Below are 14480 nucleotides of genomic sequence, written 5' to 3' on the forward strand. Positions count from 1 at the left end.
AGCACGGCCCTGAGCTTCTGGAGCCCAGAATTCCACCCCCCTTGCCAGGTACGGCCTCCAGCACCTGCCAGGCGACCCAACGACCTCTTCCAACCGATCGGCCTCTCATCGCACCTGATGAGGTCGTCCAGCTCGCAACCGGACCAACGGCCTTGGGTGGCGGCCATGTCCAGCTAGGCGGCGACGGAAATGAGATCACCAATCGGCAACCGCAGCGATCCTTCGGCTCACCATAATTCCAGCCAGCACGACGTTACAGCACCCTTCCCCACCCAGCATGAATTCTCGCCCTACCCAAAAACACCCGGCCAAATTTTGCAGCTTGATCCCATACCAGCAAGCAGGACTTCCCGCCTACCCACAAACGACAACGCAGAAGGTGACGCAGCCCTTGCTTTCATAGCTACGCGGGCCCAGCTCATCATCGACCGACTTGAATTGCACCTCGACCGCATATTCACCCATCCGCCTCACATCATCGACCGCCCGACACCCATTTGACATCCGAAATACTAATCTCGAAATCATTCATGAAATCTTGGAGAACAATTTGATCATCAACATCCCCAACGCGATACAAAACCGCACCCTTAATCAGATTTCCCGGATCATCAATCACGGCGACAAGCGCTCCCGAGGAGAGCTCCACTATCGCAAACCCAAGCCCATCCTCATCTTCGGGATATTCAAAGGAGAGATCACTAAACGGCTCCTGATCCACAGTCTTCGCAAACATGGCAACCGCCGCCCTACTACCCACCGCTATCTCCCAAAGGGAGATCCCAACCTGTCGCCAACCAGACATCCCGACTCCCCATTGCATAAGAAGGTGTGCACCCCAGAGAGCCGCACCTCGCCAAAATATTCATCAAAATAATCCAGCAGCCGGCCGGAGTTAACCCCGGCCGGCCGAACTGAAGCGCCTGCAGGCCGGTCGAGTAACTTCGACAGCCCAGATGCTCAAATCATCTATTCGATCTGCGTGTTCTTGATGATGAAGATCGGAATCTTCGCATAGCCGTCTTCCAACCCCACTTGCGAATGAACGGAACCCAGAAGGGGTGGCCTTCCGTGGCCGTGATCTCGGATTTGGCCGAGCCCGCAGGTCCGTCCGTGTCGGCCGTGAGCTTGACCAGGTGCTTAAGGCCCTCGCCCTTGATCTCGGCCATGACCGTCCCGACCTGGGTCTCGCCCGTCTGCTCGTCGGTCGCGACGACCTTGCCGACGGCCTGGGCCTGCGCACTGTGGGACCATGGCTGCCGCGACATGACCCCCGGTTTCTACGTCCAGGACGGCCTGGCCGAGGGCGACGAGACCCCGGGCGCGGCCTCCTACGCGACGTTCTGGTCCAACTGCGAAGAGATCACCAACCCGGACGACAGCGTCCCGCTCGCGGGCGCGACGAACGTCCTGGCAGGGTGTCTGGAACACAAGGACTTCCTCGGCGACGACGCGGTGTCCCAAGGGGTACGGGACTTCGTGGGCTGAGCCGGCCGAGTCCGGGCACGCCCACTAAAACGGCGGCTCGTCAACTGATCCCCGTTTGCCGTGCGAATTGTGATGATCCTTCCCGCGCCCGTCGGAGGGGAGTGGATCGGTAAGGGGTTCCATCAACATGCGCCCTTGCTCCCAAGACGCCAACGCCTCGGAGGCCAAACTTCTATGCCGTTCGCTGGAGCTTTGCGCTAGAACGTTCTCCAGCAAAGAAGTCAACCTCCTGCGGTGCATCGCCAATGCCGGGGACTCCAGAAATCGAACGGCCGCGACAAGAGCCGCCTCAACCACTCTCGGATCAGAGTCATCAAAGTATGAGGCGACGCCCGGAAAAGCTTCCGGGTAGATACTCCTGATGTTCAAGAAATCGGGAAATGGCTCGGTCGGCGAATATTCCCCCCACTCTCGAATGCGCTGCTCCTGCTCAATGCTGACATCGAAGGCCACATCGGCCAGCCATGAAAGGAGCTTGCCTCGGAGTGGGAATTTTTCCCCATCCCATGAAGGAGTGAGTGCGGCTTGACTTTCGCGGTCGCCCAAAAGTGCGGCGACATACCTGAAAGCCGGCGCGGTCGCAGAGTAGACGACTCCGTCGTTGAGGAGAGCGTCATACAGGTGGTTGAGTGAACTCGTTACTTTGGAAAAGTCACCCGACGTCAAGTCGTGCAGCTTAGTCGGAGTAACCGGGAAGGCCGACCCGTCGGCATTCTCCAGCTCAGCCCAGTCGGTGAGATCGATGATCGCGCATGGATTCAACTTATCGCCGTTCATGTCCATAAGGCCAGCATAGTGGCCTGTAGGAAAGCAGCCAAGGCGCGGCAACTGGGCCGCGCCTTGGCGAATGCATCAGAAGGGTACCTCACTGAAAACTTGCCCGCGCTGAGATCGGACCGCTAGCGATGAGCTCCCCGGCAACATTCCTGCCACGTTTGGCGCGCAGAAACCGCATGGCCCGCCAGGCTTTGAAACCATCAGTCGGCCAGTCAAACCCCCGGATCCCGACTGTTTGGCCAGAATCCTCATGATAGTGGCCGCCTGAACCTCGACATGCGATCCAAAGAACTTACCGCCGCCAGGGCTCGCCGCAGCAGGAATCTCGCCCATGTTGGCTCTGATCAACGGATGGAGCCGATCGGAAGCCAGGTCAAACTCTCCGTGCCCCTGAACCCAGAGGTACCCGCCGGTAGCAACGTCCGGCCTGCTGGAATATGCAGCATTCTCCGATGCTCTGGCATGCGCCCGTTCATCCGCAGTGGAGCAGTTGTGCACCAGGACCGGAGTGGCCCCCGCGAGCACATAGTACGTGTGGAGCAGGTTGACGGTGAGGTTGTGGGTGGTGACGGCATACGGGTAGTTGCGGACGGACTGGATGGTGAGGGTGGTGCCGTCAGGCTGGCGGAGCTGTTCGCCGGGGGTGAGTTCGCCGGCGTCAACCCACTGCTGGCGGGTCTCGCTCCAGTAAGGGTGGTGATAGGTGGAGGTGATCTTCGCCTGGTCGGCGGCCGGCGGGCCCCGGGGGCTGGCGTCGTCGGTGAAGGTGAGGTCGGTGAAGTCCTTGTCGTCGGGGGTGGTGATGGTGGTGGTGACGGTCTCAGGTCGGGCTTCGCCGGTCTGTGGGTCGGTCGCCATGACGACGTCGCCGTCGCGGACATCACCGATGGGCTTGGTGCTGCCGTCCGCCATCAGGACCAGGGTTGTGGCCGGGAAGCTATTGCACTTCTCAAGGCTGGGCGAGTCCGCCTCGGCCTTGGCTGCCTTGGACTCTGTTCCCGCCGCGTCGGCTGCTGTTTGCTTTGCTGCTTTTTCTTCTGCTGCCCTGGCTGCCGCCTTCTCCGCTGCTCTGGCTTCCGCAGCAGCCGTTGTGGCAGTGACGTACGCGGCTTCGGCTTCCTTGGCAGCGCGTTCGCCGGAACGGATGGCGGTGTAGACCCTCTCGATCTCCTTGTAGATCTTGAAAGCCTTGATCCCGGCCTTGACCGCCTGGGCGATCTTGCCCCAGGGCATCACATTGAGGGCAGTGTTGATGCAGCCCATCACGTCGCCCTTGGTGAAGCAGTCGCGGGCGTCGTTGAAGCCGATCAGGTCGCCGACGATGTCGACCACCTTGTGCACGAGCTCGTCGCGCTTGCGCTTGGACTCGTTGAGGTTCTTGTGCGCGGCGTCGAGCGCCTGGCCTGCGGCCCGCTCATCCTTCGTGGGCTGCTGCGCAGGCGGGCCGGGAAGCGCCCCCGCAGGGGTGACGAAGGACTCGCCGTGGCCGTTGTCCATGACGGCCGCGAGGCCGTCACACTCGGCCGGTGTGTCGCAGGTGGGCCTCAGACCATTGGCGTCCGACTTGTTGATCGGACTGTTGTTGGCGTACGCGTAGGCGTTCCACTGCTGGGGATCGCCGGCGTCCATGATCGGGTCGGGGCTGATGAAGCGGCCCGTCCTGGGGTCGTACTCTCGGGCACCGAGGAGGGTGAAGCCGGTCGACTTCTCCTTGGTACCGCCGACGAAGCCCTTGTCCCCGGCCCAGACACCGGCCGCGGGCTGGGTGCCGCGCTCGTTGCCGAACGGGTCCGTGGGGCGGCGGACGTGGGCGAGAGTCGCCGAGTCGAACTGGACGCCGTTGGTGCCGTGCGGGTCCGCCCCCTGGTACGCCAGCTTCGACGTCCCGTTGGTCGTGGTGCGCGTGATGGACAGGCCGTTGGGCGCCGCGTAGCTGCGGACGTTGCTGACGACCTTGGTGGTGGTGTCCAGAGTGATCTGGTCCGCGCCCAGGTTGAGCGTGGCCTTGCCCGCCTCGCGACGGATCAGCTGGTTGCCCGACACGTCGTAGAGGTAATTGGTCCCGCCGCTCTGGCCGGTGCCGGTGATCTGGTCGAGCTTGCCCTGGGCGTTCCAGGCCAGCGCCCTGGTGCCCGGGGTGTCCGTGATCGAGGTGGTGTTGCCCGCCGCGTCGTAGGTGTACGAGGTCACCGCGCTGCCGGCCGGGCCGGTCTGGGTGGACTTCATCAGCGCGTGCGGACCGCCCGTGCCTCCGCCCGTCTTCGGGTCGGAGGACGGGGTGTTGGGGCCGGTGCCGAAGGTCTGGGTGGTGGTGACGTCCTTGTTCGCGTCGCCGGTGACGTCCTTCTGGACCAGCTTGGTGCGGTTGCCGATGAGGTCGTACACGTACTGCTGCCAGTACGGGGCCGGGCCGCCGACGCTCGGCTTGCCGCCGCTCACCGACGGACCGTCGGGGTTGGTGCAGGTGCCGACACCGGGGACGCTCGGCTGCGGCTTGGTGGTCTGGGTGCCGGCGTCGGTCCAGGCCTGGGTGAGCCGCCCGAGGTAGTCGTGGGTGAAGCACTGCAGGTCGGCGACCTGACCGTCCTGCGCGTTGCGGGCCGACGTGACCTGGCCCAGCGGGTTGTAGGTGTAGTCGACCGAGTCGACGTGCGCCGTCTCGGCAGTCTGCTTGTCCACGATCGAACGCGTCACCCGGCCGGTGGCGTCGTCGATCAGCATGGTGGCCACCACCTGGGCACCTGCGCCACCGACAGTGGTGCGATAGGGCCGACCGTAGGGGTCGTATCGAACGTCGGCCACGAACGTCGACTTGGCGGAACCGAAGCTACTGGTGAGTCCTCCGAACTGACCGACGACGTCGGTGGCGAAGGTCAGCTTTTCCCTGCCGATGCCGGCCACGGCCGGCATCGTCGTGGTTGCCAGGCGGCCTGCGTTGTCGTAGGTGTTGTCGGTCTGGTAGACGCCGGCGAGTTCCTTCTCCACTGCCGGGATGGTGGTCTTGGCCCCGAGTTCGCGGTACCCGATGTCGTAGCCGGTGATCTCCGACCCGTACGCGTCTCCGGTCGCTCCTCCGACATACCGCGTCGAGGAGGTCGGCTTGCCCTTGGCGAGGCTGTCGTAGGTCCAGACGGCAACCTGCTTGGTCGAGTCGATCGCCGTGCCCTCGTAGGCCGCGACGTTGCGACCGAGCAGGTCGGTGACGCTGGTGGCGCTCTTGCCGCGGGAGTCCGTGACGGTGACGAGGTTCTTGCTGTCGTCGTACGTCGTCGTGCCGGTGCCCGAGTCCGGGTCGGTGGACTTCACCGGGCGGCCCAGCAGGTCGTACTCGTACCTCCACTGGTTGCCGGCCGCGTCCTTGCGCCAGCTCTCCTTGCCTTCCGGCGTGTAGCCGTAGGTGGTCTCGTCGTACGCACCAGTCGGGGTGTTGGCCTTGTACTGGCGCAGGGCGACCGTGTTACCGCGGGCATCCGCGACGGTCGCGGTGGCGTAGCCGCCGGCCGGTGGGGTGCTGCGGACCTCATCGGCTCCGAGGTAGTCCGCGTGGGTACGCCACTGCTCGACGCCATAGGATTGGAAGATCGAGTCGACGACCCGCCCCATGCCGTCGTACTTCTGGACGGTCTGGGACGGGATCTTGCCGTCCGGTTCCACACCGCCGTTGGGCAGGAAGAGCTGACCACTGGGCTGCGCCTGGTCGTTGTAGTAGGCGGCGCTGGTCTTGATCTGCCAACCGTGCGAGTCGAACAGCGCGTCGGTGATCATGCGGCCCGTGGCCCCCGAGGGGGGACTGGCCTGAGTCTGGCGGATTCGGCCGAGGCCGTCGTAGATGGTGAAGCTGGAGGTGTAGGTCTCCTCCAGGCCCTCCCGGTTGCCCATCAGGGCCTGGGTGAGCACCTGCGACGGTGCGTTGGAACCGTTGACCGAGTACGAGAACTTGCGGTCGGGACGGTTGGGGTATGTCGCGCGCTCGTTGCCGGGGCTCCAGCCCGCGACAGCACGGCCGAGGGAGTCGAACTCCTGCTCGCTGATCCGGCCGTTCTCGTCCTTGATCTTGAGCGCCGAGCTGCGGCCCACGTCGAGCGTGCTGACGGTCTGCCAACCCAGCGGGTTGGTGTGGGTCACCTGAGTGGGCAGCTGGCCGGTGGCCGGCGAGTAGGCGGTCCTGGTCTCGGCGCCGGCCGGGTGGGCGGCGTCGGTGCGAGTCGGGTCGACGGTGCTGATGACCCGGCCGTAGTCGTCGAAGCTCGCTCGGGCGGTGGCCCGGTAGACCGGTTTGCCGGCCGCGTCGTAGCGCTCCAAGACCTCGGTCGAGGTCTGCTCGGCCTTGGCACCGGCCTGACCGAGCCCCATGCCGTCGAAGTAGGCCCGGGTGTCGGCGACCGTGTTGTCCTTGGTCGGGGTCTGGCCGCAGGCGCCCTTCAGGACCAGGGTGTGCGAGGCCAACTGCGTCGGTACGTCGCCAGGGCCGGTGGCGTACTCGAAGGAGGTGCAGAGCAGCTGCTCGGGGTGGGCGACGTCCCCGTTGTCGTAGACCGTCAGCGGACGGGCGAGCGACGTCGAGTCGTACGTGGTGGAGCGCTCGCTGGTGCGCCAGGTGCCGCTTGCCAGCTTCTCTCGGGTGGTCACCTTCAGGGCGTTGACGGCCCGGGCGGTAATCGCGGGCATGCCGCCGGACTGGTTGCGGGTCGCCTTGATCGGACCGAGCCAGGGATCGGTGACCACGGTGGAGAGCAGCTCGCCGTTGTCGCCGGTGTAGTTGGCGGAGTCCCGGATGAATCCTGCCAGGACGTTCTCATCCTTGATGGTGCCGCCGTGGGCGTCCGTCACGGACACCTGGCGGGTCGTCCCGTTGGCGAGGACGTCACCATCCATGCCGCGCAGGAAGGTCGCGACTGCCTTGGTGCGGGGAGCCTCGACGTCGCTGCCGCTACCGCTGCGGGTGGTGACCGTCGCGTACCCGCGGAACTGGTCCCAGGTACGGGTCTTGGCGTCGGCCATCTCGGAGTCGTTGCGGTGCCAGGCCGCGCCGCCGCCGTACTCGTAGTCGGTGACGACCGCGGGTTGGCCGCCGGCGACCGAGTCCTGCTGGGTGACCGACTGCACGATGATCTTGTTGAACCAGTCGTTGACCGGGTCCGGTGCCGTCTGTCCCGGCAGGTACCACTTGACCGGCATGCAGGCCATCGTGTTGCCGTCCTCCGACACCGGCATCTTCCCGCTGGCCTCGCGCGAGCATTCGGCGGGGCGGTAGACGACGTTGATCAGGCCACCGGTCTCGGTGGTGATCTTCTGGATGCGCGGACGCTTGTACGGCTCGACGGAGGCCGAGGTGCCGTCCGGCTGGACGATCTGTCCGGCGACGCGGTTGGCGATCTGCAGCGGCTGGAAGTACACGGCCGGCAGGGTGATGGGCGTGCGGTTGTTGGTGCCGGTGCGCTGGATCGAGTCCAGCCAGAGCGACGGAGAGGTGCCGTCACCCGGGTCTTGGAAGGACTGGTTGAGGGCGAAGGAGTCGACCGACCGGTACGTGGCGCCGTCCCAGACCTCGGTGTCGACCTTGGTCAGGCGCTTGGTGGTCCAGAAGGTCGGCGAGTAGACGGCGCAGTCACCGGTCGCGTCGCAGTTCTGGTCGATCGGGGTGTCCGGCCAGCGCTTGGCGTTGGCTTTGGTCCGCAGGGACGGGTCGCAGCTGAAGTCCTTGTCCGGCAGACAGCGTTCGGCGGTGCGGAACCACACCTGGGCGGCCGGGTTGGCCTTGCCCTTGGCGGCGATCTGGTCGGGCAGGCGCTGGCCGTAGCCGACCCAGGTCGGGTAGCTCGCCCGCTGGTACTGCGTCCGGGTGCCGTTGCCGTTGTTCTGGCCGCCGCCCCGGGCGTAGGAGTTCTGCTCCTGGTCGTACCGGTAGGTGATCAGGTTCTGGTGCGGGTCGACGACGTAGTCCAGCGACCACTGCCAGCCCATCTGGTTCCAGGAGTTGGTGGCCGGCGAACCGGTCTTCAGGCACGGGTCCTGGCCGCCGGGCCAGTAGATCGGCACGGTGGAGACCGAGTTGCTGGCCTGGTCCGTGCCATCGCCACCGGGCAGGTGGTTGGCGCCGAAGTAGTACTGGGTGCCCTCGGTGGTGGTGATCCGCCAGGCCTCACCGTTCCAGGCGCCGTTGTTCTGGCCGGTCAGCCGCTCGACCTTGGTGCCGTCCTCGCCCTGGAGGTGCCACTCGCAGGACTTGTCGTCCTTGACCAGCTGGCCCGCGTGGCCGGCGAGCGAGAGCTGGAGCAGGTCGCCGCCCCAACACTGGTCGCCCGACTTGTCGATCCCGGCGTCCTTGCAGCCCTTGTAGGCGCGGACGATGGAGCCCGACTGCCAGTCCCAGCCCTCGCCGATCCAGGACGGCTGGGCGTTGGTGGAGGCGGTCTTGCCGTCCACCGCAGAGGAGTCGTAGCCGAACGAGACGTCGGGGGCCGGGCCGGCCAGCGCAGAGGGCAGCTCGGCGGTGTACCCGTAGGTGAAGTTGCCGGCGTTGGCCCCGGCCTGCCAGGAGGCGGACGGGGTGATCGGCGAGGCGGTGAAGTCACCGCCGCTGCCCTTGGCATCCGCCTCGACGGCGAGCGCCACCGTGGGAGAGGCGGTGGCCGGGCCCCCGAAGGCCCCGGAGGCGAAGGACTTGGCGGCGGCGGGGGTGGTCGACTGCGGAACGTCGACCTCGGCCACCAGGCGGCCGGTCGAACCGTCCCGGTGCGACGGCACCGGGACGCGCGTGTCACAGCCGGCGGCCCCTGGAGTCGTCAGCGCGCAGCCGGGCAGCTGGACGATCCGGGCCCGCGAGGCCCAGTTGGCCCCGGCGTTCTTCGCCCAGGCCTGGACGTCGATCCCCACCTGGACCCGGCCGGCCTGAGCGCCCTCACCGGTGTCGGTGACGCCCAACAGGGCGCCGTTCACACCCGCGGCATTGGTCCGGGCCTGGTCGGCCAGTTCGATCTGGAGCGCCGGGGATTGGAGAGCTGACGAGACCTCCTTGGCCGCGGGCGCTTCGAGGGCGGCCGGCTTCGGGCCGGGCGCCGGGGCGACCCAGACCGGCAGCGAACCGGCCTGGACGGGCACCGAGGTCGGCGTCGCGTCAGCCGCCATCGGCGCCATGGCGGCGCTGGCACCGGCACCGGCACCGCCGAGGACGGCGGTAGCTCGGCCGGCCGGCGGGCTGGAGTCAGCCGGCGGCGACCACTTCTTGCCCGGGTCCGGAGTATGGCCGGCGGGCTTGCCATCGGCACCCTTCACCGGCTGGGTCTCCGGGACCGGCGTATTCGGCGGCACCCACACCTCGGGCGGGGCGGCCGCTTGGGCCACCGCCTCCACCGAAGGGAGTGTCACCACGGACATGGTGACGGCCAGAGCCGCCACCACGGCCACCCGCAAACTTCGCGGGCGGGTGAACAGGCGGGCAGAACGAGACAACTGATCCCCCCACAGATCGCTGAGCCCTGAATCGGGCCGATCGGACCGGCCCGGACCCCCGGCACCTTAGGCGCACACGACCGATCAAAGGTAGGAAAGAAGTAAAAGCACAATATGTGATCAGCATCACACTGAGAGCATTGCGTTACCACCCCCGACAACTCGGACACCTTGTCGACAAAACGCTTTGACAGTGCAGCGAATGTGAAGGCAGCGTGCGACCGATCTCTGCTCACATCACCAATGACGAGGGGGTCTTCATGTCAAGATCACATCCTCCATCTCCTTCCATTTCCAGGCGGCCTATGGGAATCCGGACATTCCGCGTGGCCCTCCTGCCACTCGCCTGCACGGCCGTCCTCTCGCTCGGTGCGGGGCTGTTGGTGGCCCCCGGTATCGCGGCGGCGGCCCCCGCCGACCGCAACCACGGCCCCGCCGACGCATCGTGGCCGACGCCCCCCGCCAAGGGGCAACCCGACTCCCGCTCGGCGCAGACAGCGGCGATACTCGCCGCCCAGGCGAAGGCGAAGAGCACCGGGAAGCCCGTCGTGGTCGACTCCATGACCACGGGCGGCAGCCAGACCACGGCCAATCCGGACGGCACGCTGACCACCGACTCCTCCCCCGTGGTGGAGCGGGTCAAGAACGCCGACGGCACCTGGCGCGCCGTGGACGCGACCCTGCGGACCAACACTGACGGCACGCTCACGCCCGCCGCCGTGCCTTCCGGGCTCACCTTCTCCGGAGGCGGCAGCGGTCCGCTGGCCACCATGGCGACGGCGGACGGCAAGAAGCTGTCGATCAAGGCGCCGTTCACCCTTCCGAAGCCCGAACTCTCCGGCAGCAGCGCGCTCTACCGCTCTGTGCTGCCCGACGTCGACCTGGAACTGAGCGCCACCCCCGCCGGTGGCTGGCGCCAGGTCCTGATCGTGCGCACCGCACAGGCGGCGGCCGATCCGAAGATCAAGAAGGTGCACCTCGACACGACCGTCGACGGACTGACCGTCAAGGCGGACACCAACGGAAACCTGTCGGCCGAGGACGCCTCCGGCAAGCCCCGCTTCACCGCCCCGGCGCCCGTCATGTGGGACTCGTCCACGGCCCCGGCCGCGCAGCCCGATGCCGCGGTCAAGTCCGCCGCCGCACCTGCGGCGGACGGTGCCTCGGAAACGGCCGGGTCCGACAGCAAGGCCCCCGGGCCCGGTGCCCGGACCGCAACGATCGCCACCACCGTCAGTGGCGGCGGCATCGACCTGGTTCCGGACGCCTCGCTCCTCGGGCAGGGCACCGGCCCCTGGTTCATCGACCCGGGCTGGAACCCCAGCGTCGACAACGGCACCCAGGCCTGGGCCCAGGTACAGTCCGCCTACCCGGAGACGCCGGAGTACAACGGCACGAAGTTCGGCCAGGACACGCCCGCAGCCGGTTACTGCGGCTACATCAACGCGAACAACCGTTGCGAGAAGGAAGGCAAGGAACGCGCCTACTTCCAGGTGGGTCTGAACTCGGCGTTCTGGGACTCGACCGTCCTCACCGCCAAGCTCTACGCCACCGTCGCACAGTCGTCCAGCCCCTCAACCCCCACTCCGATGGGCCTCTACTCGACCGGATCGGCCAACAGCAACCCGATCAATACATGGACGCGCTGGAATGCCCAGCCCTGTCCCGAGCCATGGAACTGCTCCAAGGTCGGCACGAACTGGATCTCCGGTGGCGGCGGCAAGGAGTTCGACGTCCAGAGCCAGATGGTCCAGGCCGCCCGCGAGCACTGGGACGGCTGGACCTTCATGTTCGCGCCCGACGACGAGGACAACAAATACTACCGTCAGCGGTTCGCCAACAACCCTCACATCGTCGTGAAGTACGACATCGCGCCCCACATCGGTGACCCCGGGACCAACCCGTCGCCGGGCTTCGCCCGTGACGCGGTGTCCGACAAGTGCCAAACCCCCGGCACCGCCAATCCGTGGGACAACCCGGGCTGGGTCGGGATCAACACCGACATCGGTCTGAGCGTGGACACCTGGTCACCGACCGGCGAGCAGCTCTGGACCTCGTTCAAGATCTGGGACGACGACGACAACGGATCCTCGAAGCTCTACGAGACCGGCTGGGCGGCAAGTTCGGGCCCCAAGTACGCGAGCGTCGGGTCGCTGATCGACGGCCACCAGTACGGCTGGTTCGCCGCCACCACCGACGGCACGCTCACCAGCGACAACAGCCGGATGTGCTTCCTGCGCATCGACCGCACTCCGCCGACCGCCCGCGTCACCTCAACCGACTTCCCGGAGTCGGGCACCCTGGGCGGGCACCCCAAGCGCGTCGGCGAGGAGGGCGCCTTCACCCTGACCGGCACCGACCCGGCCCCGGCCACCGGCGGCCGCTCCTCCGGCCTGGCCTGCGCCCGCTGGACCAACGACCCGGTCCAGGCCGCGGCCACCGGCTGGAACTGCAACGACGGCGGCAACGTCGTCAAGATGAACGGCGACGGCAGCTTCCAGCTGAAGTACACCGCCAACCACTGGGGTACCAACTTCCTCTACCTGCAGACCCAGGACAACGCCGGCAACATGTCCCAGCCGGTCGCGTACACCTTCTTCGTGCCGAGCAACCCCGCCGCGGGCGACCCGGTCATGGGCGACATCGACGGTGACCGGAAGGCCGACGTCCTACTGCCGGACGGCACCGGCTCACTGCGCCTGGTCGGCGCGAACGCCGACCCGTACGCGGCGCCGAACACCAAGCCGGCCTCGGCGCCGGGTGCAGTCGGCAACCAGGACTGGAGCACCGTCCAGATCACCCACCGGGGCTCGTTCAGCGATCGGAACGTCGACGATCTGGTCGCCCATGCCCCGGGGGCCGGCAAGCTCTACCTGTACACGAATGACGACACGGTCGGGCATCTCGACGGCCAAGCGGCATACGAGCTGTCCAAGAGCCACTCATGCATCCTGCCCAACTACACACCGATCGACTGTGCAACGTACGGCAACGGCACCGACTGGTCCGCGGTGACTCAGATCGCGGCGTTCGGCTCCCCCACCGGCGACACGCCCAGGAACCCCGGGACCAACATGGCCGGCCTGCCGAACTCCTCGTTGCTCTTCATCGAACACGGTCGGCTGTGGCTCGGCCAGCAGGACAGCAACAAGCACCTCGACGGACCCATCGTCCTGCTCTCCGAGCCTGACCTGGCCAAGGACAAGCAGGACTGGGACTACTACGACCTGATCACCCCCGGCCCGTCCAGGGGGACGAACATCCCCACCCTGTGGGCCCGTTCGAAATTCGACGGCACCATCCACGCCTACCAGTTGGCCCCGGCGCCCGGGAACACCTTCGACGCTTCCGCCTTCTCCAGCCCCACCAAGGGCTGGCTGGCCAACGGCGCCGACGCCAAGCTGTACCCGAAGGTGGGCTCCAACGGCGACGTGACCGGTGACGGCATCCCGGACCTCTGGGCCGTGGACACCAACAACCAGCTGGTCGCCTGGGCCGGCCTCGGCGCCAAGGCGGCCGACGTCAACAGCGGCCCGACGGTGACCGGACTGGAGAAGACTCCGGTCGCGCTCGGCAACCTCAACCGCCCTGCCGGCAACTGGCTGGCCGCGCACGACGGCACCAACACCGTCCGCGACGGTCAGGCGCGCACCAACGGGTCGGCCACGAACGTCGGCTGGGGCCCGGAGACCGTGGACGGCCGGCCGGCCACCGTGGGCTACTTCAACCCCGGCGCGGGCTCGAACGTCACCATGACGGGGCCGGTGGTCGACACCCGCAAGAGCTTCACCGTCTCGACCTGGGTCCTGTCCGGAGCGGCCGGCGGCGTGGTCGCCAGCCAGGAGACCGCGCATGCCAGCAACTTCCTGCTCTACAGCGACGGCGCGGGCAAGAACTGGCACTTCGGCCTGGCGTACACGGACGACGACACCTGGTCCTACGACTACACCGACACGGAGAACGCCGCCGCCCAGACCCGACCCGGTGTCTGGACCCGGCTGACCGCCTCCTACAACGCCGAGACCGGGGCGATGGCGCTCTACGTCGACGGTGTCCTGGCCGGCACCAAGGTCCACCGGGCCAGCACCAGCCCGCCGTCCTCGGGGCCGTTCACACTGGGCCGGTACAGGTACCAGTCCAAGCCGTCCACGAGTTTCGACGGAGCCATCAGCAGCACCGCCGTCTACCCGTTCGCGGTGGCTCCGACCGCGCCGAGCGCGACCAGCGTCGTCCGCTCGGGCGTCGACGCGGGCATGTGCGTCGACGACGTCAACGCGGGCACCGCCAACGGCAACCCGATCATGCTGGTGAACTGCAACGGGAGCGAGGCGCAGCAGCTCGCGTTCGGGAACGACGGCACCGTCCGGGTCAAGGGCGGGTGCATCGCCACGGTGAACGCCGGTACGTCCGACGGCACGCAGCTGGAGTACCACACCTGCGACGGCACGACGGCCCAGAAGTGGATCCCGCTCGCGAACGGCGCGCTGTTCCACCCGGCCTCCGGCAAGTGCTTCGAGCTCCCCGGCGGGCCGGCGGCGAGCGGCACGCGGCTCCAGATCGCGGGCTGCGGCTACGGGGCGAACCAGCAGTGGAGCATGCCGATGCTGCAGTCGGCCGTGCTTCCCGCTCCGCCGCGCTTCTGACCTCCGGGTTCTGAGCGGGTGACAGGGCCCGCGGGGGCCCACCGCGCCCCCGGCCCCGCCCCGAAGCCGGCCCCCGGCCGCCGGGGCGGATGCGAGAGCAAACAAGCCCAACAAGGCGAA

At 67.2% G+C, this 14480-nt stretch carries 5 protein-coding genes; 2 read left to right on the forward strand and 3 right to left on the reverse strand.

The annotated features are described in order from the left end of the window. Nucleotides 1–475: 475 nt before the first annotated feature. Nucleotides 476–805 (reverse strand): hypothetical protein, encoded by a 330-nt coding sequence (locus ACWGKU_RS20230; protein ID WP_452179788.1) that lies wholly within the window; start codon nt 803–805, stop codon nt 476–478. Between the two features lie 362 nt (nt 806–1167). On the opposite strand from ACWGKU_RS20230, the gene ACWGKU_RS20235 reads away from it, so the two are divergent. Next, nucleotides 1168–1488: a hypothetical protein gene (locus ACWGKU_RS20235; protein ID WP_452179787.1), complete on the forward strand. Its 321-nt coding sequence runs from the start codon at nt 1168–1170 to the stop codon at nt 1486–1488. A 24-nt stretch (nt 1489–1512) separates the two neighbouring features. Here ACWGKU_RS20235 and ACWGKU_RS20240 read toward each other — a convergent pair whose 3' ends face one another. Further along, the gene (locus tag ACWGKU_RS20240) at nt 1513–2271 is read right to left on the reverse strand and encodes a hypothetical protein (RefSeq protein WP_452179786.1); all 759 of its coding nucleotides are present in this window, start codon (nt 2269–2271) and stop codon (nt 1513–1515) included. Nucleotides 2272–2340: 69 nt separating this feature from the next. Beyond that, on the reverse strand, nt 2341–9633 hold the full coding sequence (locus ACWGKU_RS20245) for an RHS repeat-associated core domain-containing protein (RefSeq protein WP_452179785.1): 7293 nt from the start codon (nt 9631–9633) through the stop codon (nt 2341–2343). A 410-nt stretch (nt 9634–10043) separates the two neighbouring features. Between ACWGKU_RS20245 and ACWGKU_RS20250 the strand changes: the two genes are divergently transcribed. Next, nucleotides 10044–14360, forward strand: a complete 4317-nt coding sequence (locus ACWGKU_RS20250; protein WP_452179784.1) for a ricin-type beta-trefoil lectin domain protein — start codon at nt 10044–10046, stop codon at nt 14358–14360. Nucleotides 14361–14480: the final 120 nt, after the last annotated feature.

It is taken from the genome of Kitasatospora sp. NPDC054768, from assembly GCF_053612025.1.